Genomic DNA, 23,377 nt, shown 5'->3' on the forward strand with positions numbered 1-23,377 from the left:
CATGCGCCGCCTTCTTCCCCTTCTGTTGCTTGCCGCCTTGCCCGCCTGGGCGCAGCAGGACTTGCAGCCGCTGCCTGCTGTCCCGCCGCCGCCGCCCGGCATGGAAGCCTTCGACGCGGCGCTCGAACCCCAGGTCACCATCGTCAAGACCGAGAAGGAGTCCCGCGAGGAATTCCGCATCAAGGGCAAGCTCTACATGGTCAAGGTCACCCCGGCCGTCGGTCCTGCCTACTACCTGGTCGACCGCCAGGGCGACGGCAACTTTGTCGAGGCCGACATCGCACCGAATCCGGTCAAGCCCCCGATGTGGATCATCCACAGCTGGTAAGCCTTGTCCGTCTATACCACGGTCGGGCATGACGAACTCGCTGCCTGGCTCCGACCGCTTGGCCTGGGTGAGTTGATCAGCCATGCCGGGATCGCCGCCGGCATGCAGAATTCCAATTATTTCGTGACGACGGCGGCCGGCCGTTATGTGCTGACTCTGTTCGAACGTATTGACCCGGCGGCGCTGGATTTCTATCTGGCCCTGATGGATCGCCTGGCCGGCCAGGGCATTCCCTGCCCGCAGCCATTGGGCGACGCGCAGGGGCAACACTGGCGCAGGCTGGCTGGCAAGCCGGCCGCACTGTTGTCCTGCCTGCCGGGTGCCGTGCTCGAAAGGCCCGGGCCCGCCCACTGCCGCATCCTCGGCGACATGCTGGCCCGCCTGCATCTGGCCGCCGCGGACATGCCCGACCCCTTGCCCAATCCCTGCGGGGCCGCCTGGCGACAATCCACTGCCGAAACCTTGCTGCCCCTGCTGTTGTCCACCGAGCGCACCCTGCTCAGCGACGAACTGGCCTTCCAGATGGCGCAGGATTTCTCCGCATTGCCGCGCGGTGTCATCCACGCCGACCTGTTTCGCGACAATGTCCTGTGGGATGACACTGGCCGCCTGTCCGGTGTGCTCGATTTCTATTTCGCTGGCGAAGACAGCCTGTTGTTCGATCTGGCGGTCGTCGCCAACGACTGGTGTTTCAACCACGCAACACTGGCCGAACTGCTCGCCGGTTATCAGGGGCGGCGCACCCTGAGTGCGGCCGAAGTGGCCGCCTGGCCGGCCATGCGGCGGGCCGCGGCACTGCGTTTCTGGCTCCTCCGCCTGGAAGTTCGGCACCGGCCGCGCGATGGCGAGGTGGTGACGATCAAGGATCCTGACCATTTTGCGCGCCTGCTGCAGCGTTTGCGCCTTGATCCCGAAGCGCTGCCCCGTTAGCATCCGCGGATGAACGAAACTACCGAATTTCCACTGGCTCCGGGATCTTTCAAAGGCGAAAGCCGCGAGGTCGATGCCGGCGCCTGCTTTGACTGGCTGCAACAGGGCTGGGCGATGTTCCTGGTCAATCCCGGCATCTGGATCGGCAGTACGGTGCTGCTACTGATCATCCTGATGGCCATTTCCATCGTGCCCTTTTTCGGCCAGATCGCCGCCCATTTGCTGGTGCCTCTGTTCGGGGCAGGCATGGTGCAGCTCTGCCGCCACATGTCCGGCGACGAGCCGCCACAGATCGGTGACCTGTTCGCCGGTTTTCGTCACAACGCCGGACCGTTGGTCATGGTCGGCGTCTTTTTTGCCGCCGGTGTCTTCGGGTTGGCCTTCATCGCCTTCCTGCTGATCAGCGGCGGCGTCTTCGGCGGGGCGGTGACCGGGCGCGTCGCCGGCTTCGGCATTGCGTTGGGCGGTGTCATGCTGGCCGGTCTGCTGGTCACGGTGCTTTCGGTGCCGATTATCATGGCCACCTGGTTCGCGCCGGCCCTGGTCTTCTTCCACGACATGAAGCCGGCTGCCGCGATGCGGGCGAGTTTCGATGCCGGGGCCAAGAACTGGTTGGCGATGGTGATTTTCGGGGTCTTCCTGGTGGTCGCCCTGTTCTTCGCAATGTTGCCGCTCGGTCTCGGGTTGTTGCTGTTGCTGCCGATTTTCTCGGGCGCGGTCTATGCGTCCTACCGCGACATTTTCGTGGGAGTCTGAGCATGCGCGCCCAGACCGTTCCCTCTGGTGCCGGCTGGCGCTGGATTGCCACCGGCTTCGTCATCTTCCGGCGTAATCCACCAATGCTGGCCATGCTGGTCGTCTCTTACTGGCTGACCGTGATTTTCCTCAACGTCTTGCCGATCGTCGGCGCGCTGGCCGCCTCGATGGTCATTCCCGGCCTCTCGGTCGGCCTGATGCAGGCGGCACGTAATCTCGAGCGCCGGCAGCCGATCGGCCTGCAAACGCTGTACGGCGGCCTCAAGGAAAACACCAAGACCCTGCTCGCGCTGGGTGGGCTGTACCTGTTCTGCACGCTGGCCATTCTCGGCGCCTCCACCGTGGTCGATGGTGGCGAACTGCTGCGCTACATGCTGGCTTCCAACCGTGTCGAGCGCGCGGCGGTCGAGGATTCGGACTTTACTTTGGCGGCCTTGGTCGTCATGACCCTGTTGGTGCCGGTCATGATGGCCTACTGGTTCGCGCCGGTACTGGCCGCCTGGCACCGCCTGTCGCTCGCCAAGTCGCTGTTTTTCAGCTTCGTCGCCTGCTGGATGAACTGGCGCGCCTTCCTCGCCTATTCGGTCGGCCTGCTGCTGGTCGCCGGTGTCCTGCCCGGCCTGCTGCTCGGTCTGTTGCTCATCCTCTTTCCCGGGGCGCAGGCCTTCATGACCGGCATCGTCATCGTGCCCATGGCGCTGATCGTGGCGCCGGCGATTTTTGCCAGTTTCTACGCCAGCTATCGCGACATCTTCGGCATTTCCGAAATTGTCTGAGCCGCTCGGCCTGTTCGGCGGGACTTTCGACCCCGTGCATTTTGGCCACCTGCGGCTGGCCGAAGAGGCAATCGGGCACCTCGGCCTCGGCGGTGTACGCTGGATTCCGGCCGGGCAGCCGCCACACCGCGGTACGCCGCAGGTGACCGGGGCGCAGCGTCTGGCCATGGTGCAGGGTGCGACTGCCGGTAATGCTTGCTTTTCGGTCGATGCCAGCGAAGTTGAAGCGCCCGCCCCGAGCTATACCGTGCATACGCTGGAACGCCTGCGCGTCGAGCTAGGCAGCGAACGATCGTTGGTCCTGCTGGTCGGGGCCGATGCCTTTGCCGGACTGACCACCTGGCACCGCTGGTCGGATATTTTCTCCCTGGCCCATGTCGCCGTTTCGCACCGCCCCGGTTTTCCCATCGAACCGGACAGCCTGCCGGCCGAGCTGAGCGGCATATTCAACGCGCGCCGGCTGGCTGACGCCAGCGGCCTGCAAACGGCACCAGGCGGCCGGATTGCGACTTTTGCCATGACCCAGCTGGCGATTTCGGCAACCCAGATCCGCCAGCTGCTGTCCAACGGCCGTTCGGCCCGCTATTTGCTGCCGGACAGCGTTCTCGACTATATTCAGACCCATCCCCTCTACAGAAACCCCTAATGGATATCCGCAAGCTGCAAAAAATCGTCGTCTCCGCCCTCGAAGACATCAAGGGCAAGGACATCGAAGTCATCAACACCGCCAAACTCACTTCGATGTTCGACCGCATCATCATTGCCACCGGTGATTCCAACCGCCAGGTCAAGGCGCTGGCCGGCAATGTTTCCGAGAAAGTCCGGGAAGCCGGCGGCGAAGTGCTGTCCACCGAAGGCGAAGATACCGGCGACTGGGTGCTGGTCGATCTGGGCGACATCGTCGTTCATGTCATGCAGCCGATGGTGCGTCAGTACTACAACCTGGAAGAACTCTGGCAGAGCACACCGGCCCAGCGCCGCAAGGCGGCGGAGCAGGCTGCCGCTGAATGAAACTGAGCGTGCTCGCTGTCGGCCATCGCCAACCCGGCTGGGTGAGCGAGGGCTGTGCCGAGTACCTCAAGCGCATGCCGCGCGAACTGCCGGCCAGCGTCACCCAAATCAAGCCCGAACCGCGCGGTTCCAAAACTCGCGAGCAGCTGCTGGCGGCTGAAAAAGGCCGCATCCGCGAGGCGCTGGCGACCGGTTCGCGTATCGTCGTGCTCGATGAAAAGGGCGACGACCTGACCACGCTGAAGCTCGCCCGCCGGCTCGAGACCTGGATGCAGGACGGCCGTGACGTGGCGCTGCTGATCGGTGGGGCCGACGGCCTCGACGAAGAATTCAAGCAGCAGGCCGACGACAAGCTGCGCCTGTCCAGCCTGACCCTGCCGCACGGCATGGCTCGGCTGCTGTTGTGCGAACAGCTTTACCGGGCAGTCAGTGTCTTGAAAAACCATCCATATCATCGGGAGGGATGATGCGTCTCTATCTCGCTTCGCGCAGTCCGCGCCGCCGTGAATTGCTGACCCAGATGGGGATCGCCTTCGATACCATCGTTTTCCGCGACGGGACACGGGCTGATTCGCAAACCGACGAAACGCCCCACCCGGGCGAAGACCCAGTCGCCTACGTCGAGCGCATCGCCCGGGCCAAGGCCGAACACGGCCTGAAAATCATCTATGAACGCAAGCTGCCGCTACGGCCGGTGCTTTCGGCCGACACGACACTCGAGCTGGAAGGCCAGATCATCGGCAAGCCGGTAGATATGGCTGATGCGGTGAGCATCCTGCGCCGGCTTTCCGGCAAGACGCACCGCGTGCTGACCGGCGTGGCGGTGACCCACATGGAGCGCACCGAGTACGTGCTGTCGTCCAGCGAGGTGACTTTCCGCGAGCTCGACATCGAGGAAATCCGCCACTACGTGATGAGCGGTGAACCGATGGATAAGGCTGGTGCCTATGGTATCCAGGGCCGGGCCGGGATGTTCGTCGAGCATCTGGCGGGCAGTTTCAGCGGTGTCATGGGCTTGCCGGTCTGTGAAACTGGCGAACTGCTCAAGCGTTTCGGCTGGCGTTTTTAAGCGGCTTCTGCCAAAGACCCAGCCTTGCCCAGGTGCTCTGCGATCCCCTGACGACAAGCGGATACTGGGTCGGAACTCGGTAGCAGCAGGCATATCGCCTTGCCGCCTCAAACCGTCGGACTATGATGAAAAGGCGGGTGCCGTCCAGCCGGGTTCCGCAAGCCCCCGTTGACTTGGCATCGATCGATGTCGTCGTCTTGGGCGTGATTTCCTAAAAGGCAGGGGAGGTGTGCATGCGCCGTACGATCTTTTTGCTATTGCTGGCTTGCTCGATGACCAGCCAGGCCGAGGTTTTCAAATGTCGCTCCCCATCCGGCGAAACGGTGTTCTCGGATGTGCCCTGCGATGAGGGCGAGAAATTTGAAAAGGTGCGGCCCAGCGAATCGGTTTCCGATCCTGTCGCAGCAAAACGGGAGCTGGAACGCCAGCGCGCCTATGCCGAGCGCGTCGCGGCGGAAAACGAAGCCGTGCGCTAGTCCAGGGAAGGGGCAAGCAGTCTGCCGGAGTATGTCAGCCCATCGCCCTCCTGGCCTTCTGAAACACCGCGCTCTCCGTCGACATCGCCTTCATCGGCTCCAGCGCCACAGCCCAGGGATTCGCCGCCCATGCCGTCGACCCTGCATCTGCCTCGATCATCGCCGCCGGTCAGCCGCTAGCTAGTCGGCGGTCGTACGTGCCGCCCTGATGTGGGCGGCGATGATGGCCGCCGCTGTTTCGACGCCTGACGGGGACGGCCGCGCGGTGGTGTGCTGACACCACAGATCGGCCAGGGCGGTGGCGAGATCGCCGCTCTGCAGTTGATGCGGGCTGATTTCCGCGCAGCAGGCATGGCCTTTCAGCCAGTCGATCAGGCAGTCCTGTTCCGGCCAGTCCTCGCGGCGCTGATAGAGGAGTGGCGTGCCGTTGCAGGCGGCCTCGGTGAAGGTGCCGTAACCCGGCTTGGTGACGACGGCATCGATCGAGCAAAGCAGGTCGGTGAAACTCAGACCGAATTGTTCAAAAGTGATGGCGTCGGGATGGGCGCATTGCCAGTCGGCGGCGACCAGCCAGCGGACGCCGGGTAGGCGCGGCCAGCGCTCGACGGGTAGGCGATGGGCGATGCCGCCCATGGCGACCAGCACCGCCCGGTCGTCGCCGAGGCCGAGATCGTGTTTGCGGCCGAGGGCGGCAATCGGGCCGACCGGCTCGACATTGCCCAAGGCCTCCATCGCCATGCCCGGCGTCACCCGCAGGAAGGCCCGGGCGCTGCGGTAGGCGGCCAGCATCTGCTGGTGAATCGGTGGCGCCCAGCTTTCGTGGCCGAAGAAATGGGCAAACAGATCGGCCCAGTTCAGCGAACAGAGGCTAAGCGCCGGAATGCCGGCCTGCACCGCTCCAGCCAGCGGCAGGTAGCTGACGTTGGTCAGCACGAGGTCCGCCTGCAGCCCGGCCAGGAACCTGGCCTCCGCAGCCACCCGGGCCGGCCAGTCGGCGTGGGCCTGGCGATAGGCTGCGGCACTGGCCGGCCGGTCGATGCGCGTGGCGTCGATCATCACGTAGCCGAAATCGGTGGCTGCCGCGATCAGCTCGAAGGGCGGCCGGATGCGTTGCCTCAACTTGGGTAGCGGCAGCCCGCTGCGCACGGTCAGCCGCAAGCCGGGGGCGATGGCGGCCAGGGCGTTGAGCACCGGGGCGGTAATCGCCAGGTGGCCGAAGCCATGGCTCGAAATGTCGACGAAGAGATGCAAGCTATCCTCGCTCGGCTTGCCGCGGCGCCTCCTCAGCGGTTCCTGAACGTCGGCTTGCGCTTCTCGGCGAAGGCGGCCATGCCTTCCTTCTGGTCTTCCAGCGCGAAAGCGGCGTGGAAGACGCGGCGTTCGAAGAGCAGGCCCTCGTTCAACGAAGACTCGAAGGCGCGATTGACCGATTCCTTGATCATCATCACCACGGGCAGCGAGAAGCCGGCGATGGTCTGGGCAGCCTTCAGGGTTTCTTCCAGCAGCTGATCGGCCGGGATGATGCGGGCGACCAGGCCGGCCTTCTCGGCCTCGGCGGCATCCATCATGCGGCCGGTCAGGCACATGTCCATGGCCTTGGCCTTGCTGACGGCGCGCGGCAGGCGTTGCGTGCCGCCGGCCCGGGCAGGGTGCCGAGCTTGATTTCGGGTTGGCCGAACTTGGCGGTATCGGCGGCATAGATCATGTCGCACATCATCGCCATCTCGCAGCCCCCGCCCAGGGCGAAACCGGCGACCGCCGCGATCACCGGCTTCCTTGTCGTCTTGATGCGCTCCCAGTTGCGGGTGATGAAATCCGTCTGATAGGCGTGCATGTAGTCGAAGTCCTTCATGAAGCCGATATCGGCTCCGGCGGCGAAGGCTTTCTCATTGCCGGTGATGACAATGCAGCCGATATTTTCGTCGGCTTCATAAGCATCGATCGCGGCGCCGATGCCGTCGACCACGTCGTTGTTCAGCGCATTCATCGCCTCCGGGCGGTTGATGCGGATCAGGCCGACCTTGCCGATGATTTCGGTCAGTACCACTTGTGTCATGTCTCTTCTCCAAAAAAATGGCCGCCGCGGGCGCACCCGGGCGGCCTGTCTGTTAACTGTGCTGCTTATTGGGCGACGGTCCAGTCGCCGTTCTTGACTTCCAGCATGCGGAAGGCGGAAAGGTCGAGGCCCATGTGATCGGTGGCGGACATATTAACCACGCCGCCGGTTCCGACATAGCCCTTGGTCGCCTCGATGGCGTCGCGCACCTTGGCCTTGTCGGTCGTGCCGGCGCGCTTGATGGCGTCGACGGCGAGCATCAGGCCGTCATAGGCATGGCCGCCGAAGGTCGACACGTCGGTTTTCCACTTCTCGGTGAAGGCCTTGGTGTAGGCGGTGACCACCGGCTTCTGCGGGTCCTTGGCGTCGAGCTTGCTGGCGACGAGCAGGGCAGCGGCCGGCAGACGCACGCCTTCGGCGGCCGGACCGGAGAGCTTGATGAACTCTTCGGAGGCAACCCCGTGGGCGTGGTAGAGCGGCAGCGTGATGCCCAGTTGCTTGTAGTTCTTGGTGGCGATCGCCGGGCCCTGGCCGAGACCGAAGATGAACACGGCCTGGACGCCCGGCGTCGTCTTGATCTTGGTCAGTTGCGGGCTCATGTCGGTATCTTTCGGACCGTAGGTTTCGTTGGCGACCAGGGTGATGCCGTACTTGCCGGCGACGCCCTCGGTTTCCTTTTTGCCGGATTGCCCGAAGCCGCTGGTTTCGGAGAGCAGGGCGACCTTGCTGATGCCGCGCTTCTTCATGTCCTCGAAGACTTTCTCGGCGGCCATGCGGTCGGTATGCGGGGTCTTGAAAATCCACTTCTTGACCGGTTCGACGATGACCACGGCGCCGGCCAGCGAAATGAAGGGAATGCCGGCCTTGTCGACCAGCGGTGCCATCGACATCGTGGCGCCGGTGGTCGTGCCGCCGACCAGGATGTCGACTTTGTCGTCGTCGATCAGGCGCTTGGTAAAGCCGTTGGCCTTGCTGGCGTCGCTGCCGTCGTCGTAATGCACCAGTTCGAGCGGGCGGCCGAGAACGCCGCCCTTCTTGTTGATGTCCTCGACATACATCTGGATGGTTTTCAGTTCCGGATCGCCGAGGAAGGCGGCGGGGCCGGTGACCGAGAGCACCGAACCGATCTTGATCGGATCGGCAGCCAGCGCATTGAAAGCGCCGAGGGCCAGGGCGGCACCGGCGACGAGTTTCTTGAGCGAATGATTCATGGATTTGTCTCCTCCGTTTGATTTTGTATTACGAATTGAGCAATGGATTCTATATAACAAGATAATGCTTGACTACACCTTATCAAAGACCAGGATGCCGTACCGGCAAACGCTGCGCCGAGCAACAGGCTACAAGCGATACAATATTTCAGTGTTAGTATTAATTTATGTAACACATTAAGCGGGCCGTCATGCGTACCCAACACTATCTGCATTCCCTGTTCTCGCCGCGCTCGATCGCCATCATCGGCGCTTCCGAGCGCGCGCAGTCGGTCGGCGCGGTGATCCTCGGAAACCTGCTGGCCGGCGGCTACAAGGGCCGGATTTTCCCGGTCAATCCACGCCACGCGGCGGTGCTCGGTCAGCCTTGCTGGCCATCGATCGAGGAAGTCGGGAGCCGGGTCGATCTGGCCATCATCGCGACGCCGGCCCGGAGCATCCCCGAGATCATGGCGCAATGCGGCCGGGCCGGGGTGCGCAACGCCATCATCGTCGCCACCGGCTTTTCCGAAACCGGCAACAGCGGCGCGGTGCTCGAACGCAAGGTGCGCGAGATCGCGCGCACCGGCAATGTCCGCATCCTCGGCCCGAACTGCATCGGTATCATGCGCCCGGACCAGAAGCTGAATGCCGCCTACACCCGCATTCCGGCGCAGGCTGGCGAACTGGCGCTCGTCTCGCAGTCGGGGGCGATGTGCTCGGCGGTGCTCGACTGGGCGGCGAGCAACCAAATCGGCTTTTCCTCGCTGATCTCGCTCGGACGCAGCACCGACGTCGATTTCGGCGAAATCCTCGATTACCTGATCTACGACGACAAGACCCGCCACATCCTGATCTACGTCGAGCAGATCCGGAATGCGCGGCAGTTCATGAGCGCTTTGCGCTCGGCGGCGCGCGTCAAGCCGGTCATCCTGCTCAAGGGCGGGCGGCATCCGGTCGATGGCGAAGGTTCGCCGACCGCCGACGCGGTCTTCGACGCCGCCATCCGGCGCGCCGGCGTCGTCCGTGTCCAGAACGTCGACCAGCTGTTCCACGCCGCCAAGTCGCTCTCCAGCGGCTTCCGGCCGCGCGGCCGGCAACTGGCCATCCTCACCAACGGCGGCGGGCCGGGCGTCATGGCCGCCGACCGTGCCGGCGACCTGGGCATCCCGCTGGCACGCCTGGCCAGCGATACCACCGAGAAACTCGATCGCCTGCTGCCGCGGGGCTGGTCGCATGGCGGCATGATCGACATCGGCGGCGATGCCACCCCGGAGCGCTACCGCGACGCGCTGCTCGCCGTTGCCGGCGACCCCAATGTGCACAGCACGCTGGTGCTGATGGCGCCGCACGCGATGGCCGAGCCCCTGGCGGTGGCCGAGGCGATCGCCGAAGCCGCAGGCAAGACGACGCAAACCATCTGCTGTTGCTGGATGGGCGGTGGCCAGGTCGCCGCGGCCCGGCAACTGCTCGAGAACGCCCGGCTGCCGGTCTTTCCGACCCCGGATACGGCGATCGAACTGTTCCACAATATCGCCAAGTACTACCGCAACCAGAAACTACTGGTCCAGACGCCGGGCCCGGCCGGCAAGACCACGGCGCCGCGCCCCGGCAATCCTCGCTTGCTGATCGAAACTCTGCTCGCCGAGCGGCGCAGCGTGCTGTCGGTGATGGAATCGAAGGCAGTGCTCAGCGCCTTCGGCATCGCCGTGTCGCAGACGGTGGTCGCCCACACTCCGACCGAGGCGATCTTCATCGCCCAGCAACTCGGCTTCCCGGTCGCCATGAAAATCGACTCTCCGGATCTGGCACAGAAATCCGAAGCCGGCGGCGTGCGCCTGAACATCGCGAGCACCGAATCGGTGCTCAACGCCTACCAGGACATCGTCGGCGCCGTCCGCCAGCGTCAGCCCGAGGCGCGCATCAACGGCGTCTCGATCGAGCCGCATCTGGCGCGCGCGAATGCCCGCGAAATCATGGTCGGTACCTTCCGCGACCCGCTGTTCGGCCCGGTCATCACCTTCGGCGCCGGCGGCGCCGACAACGACCTGTTCAGCGACCGGGCGCTGGCGCTGCCGCCGCTCAACGCCTTCCTCGCCCGCGACCTCATCGAGTCCACCCGGATCGGTCAGGCGCTGGGGCAGGCCGGCAACACGCCGGCGCTGGAGCGCACGCTGATCGAGAAGGTGCTGATCGCCATCTCCGAGCTGGTCTGCGAACTGCCCTGGGTCAGGGAACTCGAAATCAATCCGCTGATCGTCGATGAGAACGGTGCCATCGCCGCCGATGCCCGCATCGTCATCGACCATGCCCACAGCGCGGAGCATGGCGATTTCGGCCATCTGGCGATTTGCCCCTACCCCTCGCACCTGCTTCAGGAATGGCAGATCGATGGCACAAGCGTCTTCGTGCGCCCGGTGCGTCCGGAAGATGCGCCGCTCGAACAGGCCTTCGTGACCAGCATGTCGGAAGAGTCGCGCTTCTTCCGCTTCATGGATTCCATCCGCGAACTGCCGCCAACCTTGCTTGCCCGCTTCACGCAGATCGACTACGGCCGAGAAATGGCCCTGCTCGCCACGATCAACGACGACGGCAAGGAGCGCCTGGTGGGCAGCGCCCGCTACGCGCTGTCACCGGACGGCGAAGCGGTGGAGTTTGCCCTGGCAGTCGCCGACGACTGGCAAAAATGCGGCCTCGGCCGCCGCCTGATGGCCGCCCTGATCGACTGCGCCCGCCAAGCCGGCTATCGAACCATGGTCGGCGACGTGCTTTCGTCGAACGCCAAAATGCTGCGCCTGATGGAGAGTTTCGGCTTCTCGATCCTGCCGCATCCGGAGGACCGCAGCGCCAAGCGGATCGTCAAGACGCTGGGGGGGTGAGCTGGGAGCAATCGGAAGGGTTGGGGAATCGACTATCCGCCAACCGAAGCAGGCAACGTAAATGGCGGGTCAAGCTTTCGAACCAATCACTTTAATTGTCACATCTATAGCGGAAAATCATGCGGATTTGGCGCCAGCGTGAAAGCGAGCTATCCAGCGCTGCTTATTGAACGAACAGTCAGGTCATTGGGGCGTGGCGCAGCGTCAGTCACGGACAACATAGGCCCATTCATCGTCGTTTGCTTCAGCGGGGTACGGTTTACGGGGTTCCACCCCCACTTCGTACCCCACCAGATTCGCATTGTTCCTAATAACTTCTAGTACTGGTGCTCTTATTCGTTGGGTTTTACACCTTTGAGGTACTGAAACTTCACCGGCCAACCTTGACCGCCTGGCTGAACTACACCTTCAGTTTCCACCGTCTGAATAATATTGCCGTTCGCATCCTTCGTTACAGCGATTGATTTTGCGTAAGTTGTTGCTACGCAGCCAGATAGAGAAATAGCTGCGGTCAGGACCACGAAAACTGGTAGTTTTTTCATTAAATCGTCCTCGGAATGAGTTTTTGGTTTATCTGCATTGAAACTGAAATTGCAGGGGGATGGATTGTGCCTTAGAACCTGTTCACGATCTTTTGAGCAAAAGGGCGAGGAAGGCGAGGTGAATGAACTGTAGGCTGGTGTTGAGCTTGCGTTCGCAGTTTTTCCACAAACGGCGGTATTTTTCGATCCAGGCGAATGATCGCTCAACCACTCAGCGCTGAGGCATAACGGCAAAGGTGTGCAGTTCACTGCGTTTGGCGATTTGAACCTCAGCGCCGAGCAGTTCTTCAACGGCCTGGGCAAATGGCTGACCGACATATCCACCATCGGCCAAGATGCGCTGCACGGCTCGCAAATCAGCCGCCCAACGACCGAGAGCAAGCAATGCACCCTTGCGGTCTGTGACGTCGGCCGTCGTGACGGCGATCGCGTGGGGTAAGCCTTGGGTATCGACCGCAATGTGGCGCTTGATCCCCGATACCTTCTTGCCGGCGTCGTAGCCTTTCTCGCCCGCACTATCGGTATTCTTGACGCTCTGCGCGTCGACGATCAAAAAGCTCGTCGAGAATTTGCGCCCCTGTCTTGTACGAGCCTCGCCAACCACATTTTTTAAAGCCCGCTCCAGGACGCTGAAACCGTCTGGACCAGGCTCGCTCCACTTGGCGAAGTAGGCATGCACCGTTCGCCATTTCGGATATTCACTCGGCAACATCCGCCACTGGCAACCGCTTTTCAGCAAATACAGCACGCCGCAGAACACTTCATATAAATCAACCGTCCGCGGCTTGGTCTGTTTGCGCACGCTTTCCAGCAAGGGCCTGATCTCTTCGAATGCTTCCTTGCTGATATCGCTGGGGTATCTCTTTCTCATGCCCCAGTTTACGACATGCAAATGATTGTGAACATAGATGGTCGCCCCGGTTTGCCAAGCCCTCAATCAGTGACGTTCAACAGGTGGAGATTGCAGCCATAGATCCGGACTTTGATCGAGGCCAAGGCCTCTGTCCCTGATGGAATATGCAGATCGGTCGCTCAACAGCCCCCAGTACCCGAAGTACGAAGTTCACAGCAGCATTCACCGATCCCGGTCTAACCTATTTCGCCATCACGTCATGATTGCCTGTGCAATCGGTGGTTCTCCTTGATGTTTGCTGCCGTTGTATTGTTACCTTGCAGGGTTATCCATGGGGCCGATGGCCGAAGGTCCTTTTAGACCGTAGGGCAGCGGCACTGTGGATAACCCATATTCATGCCGCCGATCCGTAGCAGGGTTCGTAGTCTCGCTCGTGAGCCAGGAGTGCCCAAACAATTCGAGCGTTCTTGTTGGCCTGTGCCACTGCGGCCACGTTCTTGTGACGTCGTCCCATAACCTCCGCGAGCCAACTGCCGGCATAGGCAGCTTTGTGCTCGGCGATACGAACCACGGCTCGTGCTCCGTGGATTAGCAGGGTTCGCAGATAAGTGTCGCCTCGTTTGCTGATACCCAGCAGCGTTTGCTTGCCGCCGCTGGAGTTCTGGCGTGGTACCAGCCCTAACCAAGCTGCCAATTGGCGCCCATTCTCAAAGTTCCGCGCATTCCCGATCGATGCTACCAAGGCGCTTGCCGTGATCGGGCCAATGCCGGGAATCTGCGCTAACTTTCTACTCGCCACGCTCTCCCGGTGCCACGCTTGGATTTGTACTTCCAAGTCTTGGACCTGCCGATCCAACTCTTTGAGGTGGTCACCAAGGCGTGCAATCAGGTGGCGAAAAATGCCAGGCAAGCCGTTCTCAGCATCCTCCAGAATCTCGGGCAGTCGCTTACCGATGTACCCAATGCCTTGCGGGATGATGATGCCGTATTCAGCCAGCAGGCCACGAATCTGGTTGGCCTGAGCCGTTCTCGCCTTGACGAAGCCTTGGCGGGCTCGATGCAGTGCCAGAACTGCTTGCTGTTCGCCTGTCTTGATTGGCACAAAGCGCATGTTTGGTCGACTTACCGCCTCACAAATCGCCTCGGCATCGGCCACATCGTTCTTATTACTCTTCACATACGGCTTTACAAACTGCGGTGCCATCAGTTTCACCGTATGGCCCATCGCCTGCAGTTTGTTCGCCCAAAAATGAGCGCCACCACAGGCTTCCAGGCCGATCAGGCAGCACTGAAAATTGGCGAAAAACGGCAATACTTGATCGCGCTTCAGTTGCTTCTTGAGCACCGCCTTTCCTCGCTCATCAACACCATGAACCTGAAAGAGCTGTTTTGCCAGATCGATGCCAACTGTCGTAATCTTCATTTCGGTCGCTCCTCTCACTCAGTGGGATATTGCTATCGCCACTTTGGCACTTTGATGCCGTTTCTGGGAGGGGCGACCATCCCATTAGCCTCTTAGACCCATATGCATGCCAAATAACATTCCAAAGACTTCTGAGCACACTGAAAGTCCGGTTCAAATTGAGGGTTCTTGAATCATAGAAGGGCGGCTTCTGGCACAACTGAGGCCGTCCAGGCGACCCCATTTTCCATTCCGCCGTATCGCTGTATCGCATCCAAACATTACTGTTGAATATGGGCCTCGAATTTTCAAGATCCATGCGGTACTGTAATCATCGTCGGCGATCTCTCGCTCAAGGTCCTCTCATCTAAAGGAACCGTGCCATGGACACTTCATTGCAGTCGTTCGATCAGATCAGGGCTTCCGCCCTCGATATGGCCGTTCGTTTCGGCCCCAAAGTGATCGTCGCCATCCTCATCATGTGTGCCGGGTACGTAGTCGGGCGCTGGGTGGGGCGTGGCCTGGCGCGTCTCCTGATGCGCCTGAAGCTCGAGGCGCCGGTGCGTTCGCTGCTCGTCCGCATTGCCCAGATTTGCGTTCTGGCCATTTTCGCCATCATGGCGCTGCAGAATCTGGGGATCGAGCTATTGCCGCTGATAGCCGGGCTGGGCGTAGCCGGGGCTGGTGTTGCTCTGGCCATGCAGGGGATCCTCGGCAACATCGTGGCTGGTCTGAGCATCATTTTTACCCGGCCCTTTCATGTCGGCGACTACATCTCCATCGCCAAGGAGGAGGGGGAAGTCCTCGATATCAGCCTGTTCACCACCACGCTGGGCCATACTGATCTTTCACGGGTGGTGATTCCCAACCGCAAGATCGTTGGCGAGATTCTTCACAATTATGGACAGATCCGGCGCCCCAATATTTCGGTCGGCATTTCCTACCGCACCGATGTCAATGCCGCCCTCGAGCTGATCAACGGGATTCTGGGCACCAACCCCCGGGTTCTGAAGGATCCGGCGCCCATCGTCGGGGTGACCCGACTTTCCGAATCCGGCCTCACCATCAGCGTTTGCCCCTGGGTCAAGGTGCCGGATTACGACGGGGCGATCAGCGAGGTGAACAAGGCGATCCTCGAGACCTTCTTGGCGAGAAACATTGCCCTGGCCCTGCCGCAATACGAGGTCAGGATGCTGGGCGGCACCGCAGAATGACCGAACCGCAAGCGAACGCGATTTACCTGATCGAGTTGTGCAGCGGCGAGTGCCGGCGCTGGCGCTGCCTGGCGCAGCGGCCGGGCGACGCGACCCGCTGGTGGCGTGATCTGGAAAGCGGGCGCGACTTCAATGAAGCCAGCCTGATGTATGCCTGGCGCATCCTGTCCAAAGAGGACGAGCCCTTGCCTGACGAATCGAGGTTCCCATGAACGACAGCACGCAACCCGATATCGATCGCCTGATCACCGAACAGATGGCCGAGGCCTTGATCTATGCCGACACCGAAGGTGTCATCCGCCAGTGGAACGCCGCCGCCGAGGCGCTCTTCGGTTACCCGCGCCAGCAGGCGATCGGCCAGAGCCTCGACCTGATCATTCCGGAACGCTTGCGGGCGGCCCATTGGGCGGGTTTTCACCGGGCCATGGTGCAGGGCACGACCCGGCTTCACGGTCGGGCAACGGTGACCCGGGCGCTGACCAAGGACGGGAAGTCGATTTACGTCGAGATGAGCTTTGCCGTGGTGAGCGATGGCAATGCCAAGGCCATCGGTTCCGTGGCGGTGGCCCGGGATGCGACGCAACGCCATCTGGATGAGAGTGCCTTGCGCGCCCGACTGGCAGCACTGGCGGGTGACGCCTAGTTTTGCTGCGGCTCAATATGCAGTCAGGGCCGGCGAGGCGGGGCGACCAGTTGTTCCAGTGTTTGCAGCCGGAACAGGCCGCGATGGGCGGCCCGCAAGCTGCCGTCGCCGTCAATAATCAGGACATGCGGCAGGGTTGCCTCGGGAAACGGGCCGAGGTTGGTGACGCCGACGATGCTCAGTGGTAGGTCGAGTTTCCGCTCGCTGGCGAATTGCCGGAGTTGCGCCGCGTCGCCCTCGGTTGCTGCCGCGATGACGTTGATCTCGCCCGGCGGATGCCGGGCCGTGAAGCGCTGCAGTTCGCCAAGGCTCTTGCGCGAGGCCAGCGACTCGGGCGACCAGATGACGACGAGGGTGACGACGCCCCGACTGTCGCTTAGCGCCTGGCGGCTGCCGTCGAGCCGTTGTACTTCGAGTACCGGCAGGGCGTCGGCGTCCTCGCCGGCGGCAAGGAGCGGCAGCCCCGCCAGGATCAGCAGCAGGCTGGCGACGAGCCGGTTGCGCCAGGGGCTGGCCGCCTGGCGGGAGGGGGAATTGGGCTGGCTGGGCAGGTTCATGCGTTCATCCGGTGAGTTTTCATTAGGGGGCAAAGCGAGGCGGCCGCCGTCCTGGATGAGACTTTGCCAAGCCATAAAGGTTTGCGCTTTCCGCAGCGGCGGGCAGCGCAAACGCCTCACAGCCAGCTCGGCGGACGCTTGTCGAGGAAGGCGGCGATGCCGTCCTTGGCCTCTTCGGTGGCGCGCTGCCGGGCGATGCGCTGGGCGGTTTCCTCGCTGATCGCTGCGTCGATCGGTTTGCCGTTGACGGCTGCGATCAGGTCCTTGGCCGCTTTCTGAGCCTGCGGGCCGCCTTGCAGCAGGGCTTCTGCCAGTTGGCCGACGCAGGCATCGAGCGTCGAGAGTTCGACGACCTCGCCGACCAGGCCGATGGTCAGTGCCCGCTGGGCGGTGATCCGCTCGGCGCTCTGGAAGTAGCGCAGGGCGTGGCGCGGGCCGATGGCGCGCAGCACGTAGGGGCTGATCGCCGAGGGGATGATGCCGAACTTTACCTCCGAGGTCGAAAACACCGCGTCGCTGCTCGCCACCGCCATGTCGCAGGCCGCGGTCAGGCCGGTGCCGCCGCCCAGCGCGGCACCCTGGACGCGGGCGATGGTCGGCTTGCTCATGCCGGCCAAGGTGCGCAGCATGGCGGCGAACTTGCGGGCATCCTCGACATTCTGCACATGGGTGAAGCCGGCGGCGCGCTTCATCCAGTTGAGGTCGGCTCCGGCCGAGAAATGCTTGCCGCGCCCGCCGAGGACGACGATGCGCACGCCGGGGTCGGCGTCGAGTTCGGTGCAGGCGGCAGTCAGCTCGGCGATCAACTGTTCGTCGAAGGCATTGAAGACGGCCGGGCGGTTCATCCAGATCGTCGCGACCTTGCCGGCCCGTTCGATTTCCAGGGTCTGGTACATAGCGGGCCTCCTCAGCGGTTCTTGAAGCTTGGCTTGCGCTTCTCGGCGAAGGCGGCCATGCCTTCCTTCTGGTCTTCCAGCGCGAAGGCGGCGTGGAAGACGCGGCGCTCGAAGAGCAGGCCTTCGTTCAAGGACGACTCGAAGGCGCGATTGACCGATTCCTTGATCATCATGACCACCGGCAGCGAGAAGCCGGCGATGGTCTGGGCCGCCTTCAGGGTTTCTTCCAGCAGTTGATCGGCCGGGACGATGCGGGCGACCAGGCCGGCCTTCTCGGCCTCGGCGGCATCCATCATCCGCCCGGTCAGGCACATGTCCATGGCCTTGGCCTTGCCGACGGCGCGCGGCAGGCGTTGCGTGCCACCAGCGCCGGGCAGGGTACCGAGCTTGATCTCGGGCTGGCCGAACTTGGCGGTATCGGCGGCGTAGATCATGTCGCACATCATCGCCATCTCGCAGCCGCCGCCCAGGGCGAAGCCGGCGACCGCCGCGATCACCGGCTTGCGGGTTGTCTTGATGCGTTCCCAGTTGCGGGTGATGAAGTCCGTCTGATAGGCGTGCATGTAGTCGAAATCCTTCATGAAGCCGATATCGGCCCCGGCGGCGAAGGCTTTCTCATTGCCGGTGATGACGATGCAACCGATATTTTCGTCGGCTTCGTAAGCATCGATCGCGGCGCCGATGCCGTCGACCACGTCGTTGTTCAGCGCATTCATCGCCTCCGGGCGGTTGATGCGGATCAGGCCGACCTTGCCGATGATTTCAGTCAGTACGAGTTGGGACATGGAGGTCTCCAAAAAATGGCCGCCCCGGAGGGACCCGAGGGGCGGCCCAAGTGCAGTATTGGATAGGCGGAAATCAGCGCTCGTCGAAGCTGACCGTCAGTTGCTTGGTGGTGGCTCGGGCCTGGCAGCTCAGCACGTAGCCCTGCGCCATTTCGTCAGCTTCCAGGGTGTAGTTCTTGTCCATGACCACCTCGCCGCACATCACCTTGGCGCGGCAGGTGCAGCAGACGCCGGCCTTGCACGAGAAGGGCAGGTCGAGGCCGGCATCGAGCGCGGCGTCGAGCACATGTTCGTCGGCGCCGATCTGCAGCTCGTGTTCCTTGCCGTCGAGGACGATGGTCAGCGCGATGTCCTTGCTGGCCTTCTCGCGCAGCGGGGCGGCATCGGTGTCGGCCTGGATCTTGGCGGCCTGGGCCGGGCCGGAGGTGAAGCGCTCGGCGTAGACCCGGCTTTCCGGGACGCCGGCTTCGATCAGGGCCTTTTCGGTGGCCTCGATCATCGCTTCCGGGCCGCAGATGAAGACCTCGTCCATGCTGGCGGCCGGGAGCAGGGCCTTGATCACGGCGCGTACCTTGTCGCCGTCGATGCGGCCTTGCAGCAGGTCTACTTCCTGCGCCTGGCGGGAGAGGATGTGGATCAGCGTCAGGCGGTCCGGGTAGCGGTCCTTGAGGTCCTGCAGCGCCTCGTTGAACATCACGCTCGACATCCGGCGGTTGCCGTAGATCAGCGTGAATTTGGATTCCGGCTGCTCTTCCAGCGTGCTGGCGGCAATCGACAGGATGGGCGTGATCCCCGAGCCGGCCGCGAAGCCGACGCGGTGGATGGCACGCTGCTTCTTGACGACGAAGCGCCCGTCGGGTGGCATGACCTCGAGCTTGGCGCCGGCCTTGATGGTCTGTGCCGCCCAGTTCGAGAACAAGCCGTTTTCGACCGGGCGGATGCCGATCTCCAGTTCGCCGGCCTTGGCCAGCCGGCTGTGCGGGCTGCTGATCGAATAGGTGCGGCGAACGTCCTGGCCGTCGAGTTGGGTGCGCAGGGTCAGGAACTGCCCCGGCTGGAAGTTGAAGGTGTCCCGCACATTGGCGGGAATGTCGAAGGTGATCGCCACCGAGCCGGCGGCTTCGGGGTTAACACGCTTGACGGTGAGTTCGTGAAAGCGGAGGGCTGACATGGCTGGGGGCTCCGGTACTTTTTTAGTAAGGCTTGAAATAGTCGAACGGTTCCTGGCAATCCAGGCACTTGTACAGCGCCTTGCAGGCCGTCGATCCGAAATGCGAGGACTCGACCGTGTGGGCCGAGCCGCAATGCGGGCAGGGTACGGTCTCGGCCTTGGCCGGGCGGGCGATGAAGCGGACGACATTGCTGCCGGGCGGGGTCTGGTGCGGCGGCGCGATGCCGTAGGCGCGCAGTTTTTCCTTGCCGGCCTCGGTCATCCAGTCGGTGGTCCACGCCGGGGCGAGCTGGGTCACGACGCGGGCGACAATGCCCTTGGCGAGCAGGGCCGCCCGGACATCGTCCTCGATCTGGTCCATCGCCGGGCAGCCGCTGTAGGTGGGCGTGATGACGACTTCCAGTCCGTCCGCGCCCTGCCGGACATCACGCAGGATGCCGAGATCGCGCAGCGAGATGACCGGGATTTCCGGATCGGCCAGTTCGGCCAGCGCGCTCCAGGCGGCCTCGACGGTGGTCGTCATGGCTTTACCACACCCCTTGCGGATGGGCCCGGGCCAGGCTCTGCATCTCGGCGAGGAGGAAGCCGAGGTGCTCCGAATGCAGGCCGAGCTTGCCTTCCGGCACATAGCCGCCGACCGCCGGGCGCTTGAGCGTGGCTTCGGCGAGGGCGGTATCGACGATGCCATCCCAGTCGGCCTTCAGCGTTGCCAGGTCGACACCGATGCCGGCGGCGACGGCCGCCGTTTCGGCCGGGCTGCCGGCCCAGAATTCCTCGGTGTAGGGCAGCAGGTGGTCGACGGCGGCCTGGGTCCGGGCATGCGATTCGTCGGTGCCGTCGCCGAGACGGACTAGCCAGTCTCGGGAATGACGCAGGTGGTAGCGCACTTCCTTCTGCGACTTGGCGGCGATCGCAGCCAGATCGGCATCGGCCGACTTTTCCAGGGCTTCCCAGAGCAGCGCCATCAGGGCGCTGTAGAGGAAGTTGCGGACGATGGTCGTGGCGTAGTCCAGGCTGCCTTTGGCGTAGCCGGAGAGCGGGCCCGAATGCGGCAGTTCGAGCAGCGTGTAGTTGCGGAACTCGCCGCTGTCGCGGAAATAGGCCAGCTGGTCTTCGGTACAGTCGCCACCCTTGAGCCGGGCGGCCAGCTGGTAGAGCAGGCGGGCCTGGCCGATCAGGTCGAGGCTGACATTGGACAACGCGATGTCTTCCTCGAGGATGGGGCCGTGGCCGCACCACTCGGCATTGCGCTGGCCGAGGACCAGGGCGTTGTCGGCGAGGTGGAGGAGGTAGTCGAGGGCGCCGCTCATTACATGTGCCCCACTTCGTCCGGGATGTCGTAGAAGGTCGGATGGCGGTAGATCTTGTCGGCCGCCGGGTCGAACAATTCGCCCTTCTCATCGGGGTTGCTGGCGGTGATCGCGACCGAAGGCACGACCCAGATGCTGACGCCTTCCTGGCGGCGGGTATAGACATCGCGGGCCATGTCCAGCGCCTGGGCAGCGTCGGCGGCGTGCAGGCTGCCGCAGTGCTTGTGTTCGAGGCCCTGCTTGCTGCGGACGAAAACTTCCCAGAGTGGCCATTCTTTCAATGCGGTAGTCATGCTGCCTCCTTATGGGCGCGATCTTGCTGTTTGCGGGCGTGGGCCAGCGCGGCGTCGCGCACCCATTGCCCGTCGTTGTAGGCCTTGACGCGGGTCGCCAGGCGTTCCTTGTTGCACGGGCCGTTGCCGTTCACGGTGGCCCAGAATTCGTCCCAGTCGATCGTGCCGTAGTCGTGGTGCTGGCGTTCCTCGTTCCACTTGAGATCGGGGTCGGGCAGGGTGACGCCGAGCACCTTGGCCTGGGGCACGGTGGCATCGACGAATTTCTGGCGCAGCTCGTCGTTGGAGACGCGCTTGATGCCCCAGCGCATGCCTTGCGCGCTGTTCGGGCTGTCGGCGTCGGGCGGTCCGAACATCGCCAGGCACTTCCACCACCAGCGATTGACGGCGTCCTGGACCATCGCCTTCTGTTCTTCGGTGCCGGTCATCATGACGAGCAGGGCTTCGTAGCCCTGGCGCTGGTGGAAGGACTCCTCCTTGCAGACGCGCACCATGGCCCGGGCATAGGGGCCGTAGGAGCAGCGGCAGAGCGGGATCTGGTTCATGATCGCGGCGCCATCGACCAACCAGCCGATCACGCCGACGTCGGCCCAGGTCAGGGTCGGGTAGTTGAAGATCGAGCTGTACTTGGCGCGGCCGCTGTGCAGGCCGTCGAGCATCTGGTCGCGGCTGGTGCCCAGGGTTTCGGCGGCGGAATAGAGGTAGAGGCCGTGGCCGCCCTCGTCCTGGACCTTGGCGATCAGGATGGCCTTGCGCTTCAAGCTCGGGGCGCGCGAAATCCAGTTGCCTTCGGGCAGCATGCCGACGATTTCACTGTGGGCGTGCTGGCTGATCTGGCGGACCAGGGTCTTGCGATAGGCGTCGGGCATCCATTCCTGCGGTTCGATGCGGCCGTCGGCATCGATGCGGGCATCGAATGCGGCTTGCAGGGCAGGGTCTTCATGGGATGGAGCCAGGGCGACGGTCTTTGCACCGGGGGCGTCGGGTACATTGAAAGACTGTGTGTACATAGGGTTCTCCGTGGGGTTGGGCCGGTTCCGGAGGGGGCGCCGGAACCGGTTTGTCGTTATCGGGGCATCGGCTGCTCCGACGGCTTACTGGACCAGAGTCCAGTCGCCGTTCTTGACTTCGAGCATGCGGAAGGCCGAGAGGTCGAGGCCCATGTGGTCGGTCGGCGACATGTTGAAGGTGCCGCTGGTGGCGACGAAGCCCTTGGTCGCTTCGAGCGCGTCGCGGACCTTGGCCTTGTCGGTGGAACCGGCGCGCTTGATCGCGTCGACCGCGAGCATCAGGCCGTCGTAGGCATAGCCGCCGAAGGTCGATACATCCTGCTTGTAGGCAGCCTTGTAGGCCTTGTCATAGGCGGTGACGATCGGCTTCTGCGGGTCGTTGGCGGCCAGCTTTTCCGGAACCAGCTGGGCCGGCGAGGGCAGGCGGACGCCTTCGGCGGCCGGCCCGGCCAGCTTCAGGAATTCATCGGACGCGACGCCATGCGACTGGTAAAGCGGCAGCGTGATGCCCAGTTGCTTGTAGTTCTTGGTGACGATTGCCGGACCCTGGCCGAGGCCGAACACGAACACGGCCTGGACGCCGGCGCTGTTCTTGATCTTTGTCAGCTGCGGGCTGATGTCGGTATCTTTCGGGCCGTAGGTTTCGTTGGCGACCAGCGTGATGCCGTACTTGCCGGCAACGCCTTCAGTTTCCTTCTTGCCCGAACCGCCGAAGCCGGAGGTTTCGGAGAGCAGGGCAACCTTGGTCAGGCCACGCTTCTTCATATCCTCGAAGACTTTTTCGGCGGCCATGCGGTCGGTATGCGGGGTCTTGAAAACGAACTTCTTGACCGGTTCGACGATGACCACGGCGCCAGCCAGCGAGATGAACGGGATGCCGGCCTTCTCGACCAGCGGCACGGCCGACATGGTGGCGCCGGTGGTCGTGCCGCCGATCAGGATGTCGACCTTGTCGTCGTCGATCAGGCGCTTGGTGAAGCCGTTGGCCTTGCTGGCGTCGCTGCCGTCGTCGTAATGCACCAGTTGCAGCGGGCGACCGAGCACACCGCCCTTCTTGTTGATGTCTTCGACGTAGAGTTGCAGCGTCTTCAGTTCCGGATCGCCGAGGAAAGCGGCCGGGCCGGTGACTGACAGTACGGAGCCGATCTTGATCGGGTCGGCGGCGATGGCGCCGAAGGCGCCGAGGACCAGGGTGGCCCCGGCAACGAGTTTCTTAATGCTTTGTTTCAT

At 63.2% G+C, this 23,377-nt stretch carries 26 protein-coding genes and 2 pseudogenes; 13 read left to right on the top strand and 15 right to left on the bottom strand.

Annotated features, from left to right (window positions below):
- The first annotated feature begins 1 nt into the window (after position 1).
- From NQE15_RS00790 to NQE15_RS00830, 9 genes are all read left to right on the top strand, one after another.
- Complete coding sequence (locus NQE15_RS00790; RefSeq protein WP_265945686.1) at positions 2 to 328, top strand: DUF2782 domain-containing protein; 327 nt, start codon at positions 2 to 4, stop codon at positions 326 to 328.
- Between the two features lie 3 nt (positions 329 to 331).
- On the top strand, positions 332 to 1,258 hold the full coding sequence (locus NQE15_RS00795; RefSeq protein WP_265945688.1) for a homoserine kinase: 927 nt from the start codon (positions 332 to 334) through the stop codon (positions 1,256 to 1,258).
- Positions 1,259 to 1,267: 9 nt separating this feature from the next.
- The gene (locus NQE15_RS00800) at positions 1,268 to 2,014 is read left to right on the top strand and encodes a BPSS1780 family membrane protein (protein WP_265945691.1); all 747 of its coding nucleotides are present in this window, start codon (positions 1,268 to 1,270) and stop codon (positions 2,012 to 2,014) included.
- Between the two features lie 2 nt (positions 2,015 to 2,016).
- Complete coding sequence (locus NQE15_RS00805; RefSeq protein WP_265945692.1) at positions 2,017 to 2,790, top strand: BPSS1780 family membrane protein; 774 nt, start codon at positions 2,017 to 2,019, stop codon at positions 2,788 to 2,790.
- Positions 2,783 to 3,436: a nicotinate-nucleotide adenylyltransferase gene (nadD, locus tag NQE15_RS00810; RefSeq protein WP_265945694.1), complete on the top strand. Its 654-nt coding sequence runs from the start codon at positions 2,783 to 2,785 to the stop codon at positions 3,434 to 3,436. Before NQE15_RS00805 ends, nadD begins: the two co-directional genes overlap by 8 nt.
- Positions 3,436 to 3,801 carry a ribosome silencing factor gene (gene rsfS, locus NQE15_RS00815; protein WP_265945696.1) on the top strand — a complete coding sequence of 122 codons (366 nt, stop codon included), beginning with the start codon at positions 3,436 to 3,438 and terminating at the stop codon, positions 3,799 to 3,801. Before nadD ends, rsfS begins: the two co-directional genes overlap by 1 nt.
- Complete coding sequence (gene rlmH, locus NQE15_RS00820) at positions 3,798 to 4,268, top strand: 23S rRNA (pseudouridine(1915)-N(3))-methyltransferase RlmH (RefSeq protein WP_265945699.1); 471 nt, start codon at positions 3,798 to 3,800, stop codon at positions 4,266 to 4,268. The genes rsfS and rlmH overlap by 4 nt, the downstream gene beginning before the upstream one ends.
- Positions 4,268 to 4,870: a Maf family protein gene (locus NQE15_RS00825; protein ID WP_265945701.1), complete on the top strand. Its 603-nt coding sequence runs from the start codon at positions 4,268 to 4,270 to the stop codon at positions 4,868 to 4,870. The genes rlmH and NQE15_RS00825 overlap by 1 nt, the downstream gene beginning before the upstream one ends.
- Before the next feature lie 272 nt (positions 4,871 to 5,142).
- Positions 5,143 to 5,346 (top strand): DUF4124 domain-containing protein, encoded by a 204-nt coding sequence (locus NQE15_RS00830; RefSeq protein ID WP_416336494.1) that lies wholly within the window; start codon positions 5,143 to 5,145, stop codon positions 5,344 to 5,346.
- Positions 5,347 to 5,526: 180 nt separating this feature from the next.
- Here NQE15_RS00830 and NQE15_RS00835 read toward each other — a convergent pair whose 3' ends face one another.
- From NQE15_RS00835 to NQE15_RS00845, 3 genes and pseudogenes are all read right to left on the bottom strand, one after another.
- Positions 5,527 to 6,597, bottom strand: coding sequence for a hypothetical protein (locus NQE15_RS00835; RefSeq protein ID WP_265945705.1), 1,071 nt, complete (start codon positions 6,595 to 6,597; stop codon positions 5,527 to 5,529).
- A gap of 32 nt (positions 6,598 to 6,629) precedes the next feature.
- Positions 6,630 to 7,402 (bottom strand): annotated as a pseudogene (locus NQE15_RS00840) (enoyl-CoA hydratase).
- A 65-nt stretch (positions 7,403 to 7,467) separates the two neighbouring features.
- On the bottom strand, positions 7,468 to 8,613 hold the full coding sequence (locus tag NQE15_RS00845; RefSeq protein WP_265945707.1) for an ABC transporter substrate-binding protein: 1,146 nt from the start codon (positions 8,611 to 8,613) through the stop codon (positions 7,468 to 7,470).
- Positions 8,614 to 8,804: 191 nt separating this feature from the next.
- Between NQE15_RS00845 and NQE15_RS00850 the strand changes: the two genes are divergently transcribed.
- Complete coding sequence (locus NQE15_RS00850; RefSeq protein ID WP_265945709.1) at positions 8,805 to 11,471, top strand: bifunctional acetyl coenzyme A synthetase (ADP forming), alpha domain/GNAT family N-acetyltransferase; 2,667 nt, start codon at positions 8,805 to 8,807, stop codon at positions 11,469 to 11,471.
- A gap of 332 nt (positions 11,472 to 11,803) precedes the next feature.
- On the opposite strand, the gene NQE15_RS00855 is transcribed toward NQE15_RS00850, so the two are convergent.
- The 3 genes and pseudogenes from NQE15_RS00855 to NQE15_RS00865 all read right to left on the bottom strand — a co-directional run bounded on the left by NQE15_RS00855 (position 11,804) and on the right by NQE15_RS00865 (position 14,289).
- Positions 11,804 to 12,013, bottom strand: a complete 210-nt coding sequence (locus NQE15_RS00855; RefSeq protein ID WP_265945711.1) for a hypothetical protein — start codon at positions 12,011 to 12,013, stop codon at positions 11,804 to 11,806.
- 82 nt (positions 12,014 to 12,095) lie between these two features.
- Positions 12,096 to 12,884, bottom strand: a pseudogene (locus tag NQE15_RS00860) (IS5 family transposase).
- Between the two features lie 376 nt (positions 12,885 to 13,260).
- On the bottom strand, positions 13,261 to 14,289 hold the full coding sequence (locus NQE15_RS00865) for an IS110 family transposase (protein WP_265943648.1): 1,029 nt from the start codon (positions 14,287 to 14,289) through the stop codon (positions 13,261 to 13,263).
- Between the two features lie 362 nt (positions 14,290 to 14,651).
- On the opposite strand from NQE15_RS00865, the gene NQE15_RS00870 reads away from it, so the two are divergent.
- Genes NQE15_RS00870 through NQE15_RS00880 form a run of 3 tightly spaced genes read left to right on the top strand, consistent with a single transcriptional unit; the run spans position 14,652 to position 16,125 of the window.
- A complete protein-coding gene (locus NQE15_RS00870; RefSeq protein WP_265945713.1) occupies positions 14,652 to 15,482 on the top strand; it encodes a mechanosensitive ion channel family protein in 831 nt (276 codons plus the stop codon).
- The gene (locus NQE15_RS00875; RefSeq protein ID WP_265945715.1) at positions 15,479 to 15,694 is read left to right on the top strand and encodes a hypothetical protein; all 216 of its coding nucleotides are present in this window, start codon (positions 15,479 to 15,481) and stop codon (positions 15,692 to 15,694) included. The genes NQE15_RS00870 and NQE15_RS00875 overlap by 4 nt, the downstream gene beginning before the upstream one ends.
- On the top strand, positions 15,691 to 16,125 hold the full coding sequence (locus NQE15_RS00880) for a PAS domain S-box protein (protein WP_265945717.1): 435 nt from the start codon (positions 15,691 to 15,693) through the stop codon (positions 16,123 to 16,125). Before NQE15_RS00875 ends, NQE15_RS00880 begins: the two co-directional genes overlap by 4 nt.
- Positions 16,126 to 16,148: 23 nt before the next feature.
- On the opposite strand, the gene NQE15_RS00885 is transcribed toward NQE15_RS00880, so the two are convergent.
- The 9 genes from NQE15_RS00885 to NQE15_RS00925 form a co-directional block, all read right to left on the bottom strand.
- Complete coding sequence (locus tag NQE15_RS00885) at positions 16,149 to 16,682, bottom strand: TlpA family protein disulfide reductase (protein ID WP_265945718.1); 534 nt, start codon at positions 16,680 to 16,682, stop codon at positions 16,149 to 16,151.
- Positions 16,683 to 16,798: 116 nt separating this feature from the next.
- On the bottom strand, positions 16,799 to 17,578 hold the full coding sequence (locus NQE15_RS00890; protein ID WP_265945720.1) for an enoyl-CoA hydratase/isomerase family protein: 780 nt from the start codon (positions 17,576 to 17,578) through the stop codon (positions 16,799 to 16,801).
- Positions 17,579 to 17,589: 11 nt separating this feature from the next.
- Entirely contained in the window at positions 17,590 to 18,363 is a 774-nt protein-coding gene (locus NQE15_RS00895; RefSeq protein ID WP_265945722.1) for an enoyl-CoA hydratase, read from the bottom strand.
- A 73-nt stretch (positions 18,364 to 18,436) separates the two neighbouring features.
- On the bottom strand, positions 18,437 to 19,534 hold the full coding sequence (locus NQE15_RS00900; RefSeq protein ID WP_265945724.1) for a 2Fe-2S iron-sulfur cluster-binding protein: 1,098 nt from the start codon (positions 19,532 to 19,534) through the stop codon (positions 18,437 to 18,439).
- A 22-nt stretch (positions 19,535 to 19,556) separates the two neighbouring features.
- Positions 19,557 to 20,057, bottom strand: a complete 501-nt coding sequence (paaD, locus tag NQE15_RS00905) for a 1,2-phenylacetyl-CoA epoxidase subunit PaaD (protein WP_265945725.1) — start codon at positions 20,055 to 20,057, stop codon at positions 19,557 to 19,559.
- Between the two features lie 4 nt (positions 20,058 to 20,061).
- Positions 20,062 to 20,844: a 1,2-phenylacetyl-CoA epoxidase subunit PaaC gene (paaC, locus tag NQE15_RS00910; protein WP_265945727.1), complete on the bottom strand. Its 783-nt coding sequence runs from the start codon at positions 20,842 to 20,844 to the stop codon at positions 20,062 to 20,064.
- Positions 20,844 to 21,137 carry a 1,2-phenylacetyl-CoA epoxidase subunit PaaB gene (gene paaB / locus NQE15_RS00915; protein ID WP_265945729.1) on the bottom strand — a complete coding sequence of 98 codons (294 nt, stop codon included), beginning with the start codon at positions 21,135 to 21,137 and terminating at the stop codon, positions 20,844 to 20,846. The genes paaC and paaB overlap by 1 nt, the downstream gene beginning before the upstream one ends.
- Positions 21,134 to 22,147 carry a 1,2-phenylacetyl-CoA epoxidase subunit PaaA gene (gene paaA / locus NQE15_RS00920; protein ID WP_265945731.1) on the bottom strand — a complete coding sequence of 338 codons (1,014 nt, stop codon included), beginning with the start codon at positions 22,145 to 22,147 and terminating at the stop codon, positions 21,134 to 21,136. The genes paaB and paaA overlap by 4 nt, the downstream gene beginning before the upstream one ends.
- A gap of 84 nt (positions 22,148 to 22,231) precedes the next feature.
- Positions 22,232 to 23,377 carry an ABC transporter substrate-binding protein gene (locus NQE15_RS00925; RefSeq protein WP_265945733.1) on the bottom strand — a complete coding sequence of 382 codons (1,146 nt, stop codon included), beginning with the start codon at positions 23,375 to 23,377 and terminating at the stop codon, positions 22,232 to 22,234.

Source organism: Dechloromonas sp. A34 (genome assembly GCF_026261605.1).
GTDB lineage: Bacteria > Pseudomonadota > Gammaproteobacteria > Burkholderiales > Rhodocyclaceae > Azonexus.

Bases quoted from the DNA above. Each gene is read 5' to 3' on its own strand.
- NQE15_RS00790 (WP_265945686.1), top strand. From the start codon at position 2: ATGCGCCGCCTTCTTCCCCTTCTGTTGCTTGCCGCCTTGCCCGCCTGG.
- NQE15_RS00845 (WP_265945707.1), bottom strand. From the start codon at position 8,613: ATGAATCATTCGCTCAAGAAACTCGTCGCCGGTGCCGCCCTGGCCCTC.
- paaB (WP_265945729.1), bottom strand. From the start codon at position 21,137: ATGACTACCGCATTGAAAGAATGGCCACTCTGGGAAGTTTTCGTCCGC.
- paaD (WP_265945725.1), bottom strand. From the start codon at position 20,057: ATGACGACCACCGTCGAGGCCGCCTGGAGCGCGCTGGCCGAACTGGCC.
- NQE15_RS00825 (WP_265945701.1), top strand. From the start codon at position 4,268: ATGCGTCTCTATCTCGCTTCGCGCAGTCCGCGCCGCCGTGAATTGCTG.
- paaC (WP_265945727.1), bottom strand. From the start codon at position 20,844: ATGAGCGGCGCCCTCGACTACCTCCTCCACCTCGCCGACAACGCCCTG.
- rsfS (WP_265945696.1), top strand. From the start codon at position 3,436: ATGGATATCCGCAAGCTGCAAAAAATCGTCGTCTCCGCCCTCGAAGAC.
- rlmH (WP_265945699.1), top strand. From the start codon at position 3,798: ATGAAACTGAGCGTGCTCGCTGTCGGCCATCGCCAACCCGGCTGGGTG.
- NQE15_RS00800 (WP_265945691.1), top strand. From the start codon at position 1,268: ATGAACGAAACTACCGAATTTCCACTGGCTCCGGGATCTTTCAAAGGC.
- NQE15_RS00805 (WP_265945692.1), top strand. From the start codon at position 2,017: ATGCGCGCCCAGACCGTTCCCTCTGGTGCCGGCTGGCGCTGGATTGCC.
- NQE15_RS00870 (WP_265945713.1), top strand. From the start codon at position 14,652: ATGGACACTTCATTGCAGTCGTTCGATCAGATCAGGGCTTCCGCCCTC.
- NQE15_RS00855 (WP_265945711.1), bottom strand. From the start codon at position 12,013: ATGAAAAAACTACCAGTTTTCGTGGTCCTGACCGCAGCTATTTCTCTA.
- NQE15_RS00865 (WP_265943648.1), bottom strand. From the start codon at position 14,289: ATGAAGATTACGACAGTTGGCATCGATCTGGCAAAACAGCTCTTTCAG.
- paaA (WP_265945731.1), bottom strand. From the start codon at position 22,147: ATGTACACACAGTCTTTCAATGTACCCGACGCCCCCGGTGCAAAGACC.
- NQE15_RS00895 (WP_265945722.1), bottom strand. From the start codon at position 18,363: ATGTCCCAACTCGTACTGACTGAAATCATCGGCAAGGTCGGCCTGATC.
- NQE15_RS00880 (WP_265945717.1), top strand. From the start codon at position 15,691: ATGAACGACAGCACGCAACCCGATATCGATCGCCTGATCACCGAACAG.
- NQE15_RS00875 (WP_265945715.1), top strand. From the start codon at position 15,479: ATGACCGAACCGCAAGCGAACGCGATTTACCTGATCGAGTTGTGCAGC.
- NQE15_RS00830 (WP_416336494.1), top strand. From the start codon at position 5,143: ATGACCAGCCAGGCCGAGGTTTTCAAATGTCGCTCCCCATCCGGCGAA.
- NQE15_RS00890 (WP_265945720.1), bottom strand. From the start codon at position 17,578: ATGTACCAGACCCTGGAAATCGAACGGGCCGGCAAGGTCGCGACGATC.
- NQE15_RS00925 (WP_265945733.1), bottom strand. From the start codon at position 23,377: ATGAAACAAAGCATTAAGAAACTCGTTGCCGGGGCCACCCTGGTCCTC.
- NQE15_RS00850 (WP_265945709.1), top strand. From the start codon at position 8,805: ATGCGTACCCAACACTATCTGCATTCCCTGTTCTCGCCGCGCTCGATC.
- NQE15_RS00900 (WP_265945724.1), bottom strand. From the start codon at position 19,534: ATGTCAGCCCTCCGCTTTCACGAACTCACCGTCAAGCGTGTTAACCCC.
- NQE15_RS00885 (WP_265945718.1), bottom strand. From the start codon at position 16,682: ATGAACCTGCCCAGCCAGCCCAATTCCCCCTCCCGCCAGGCGGCCAGC.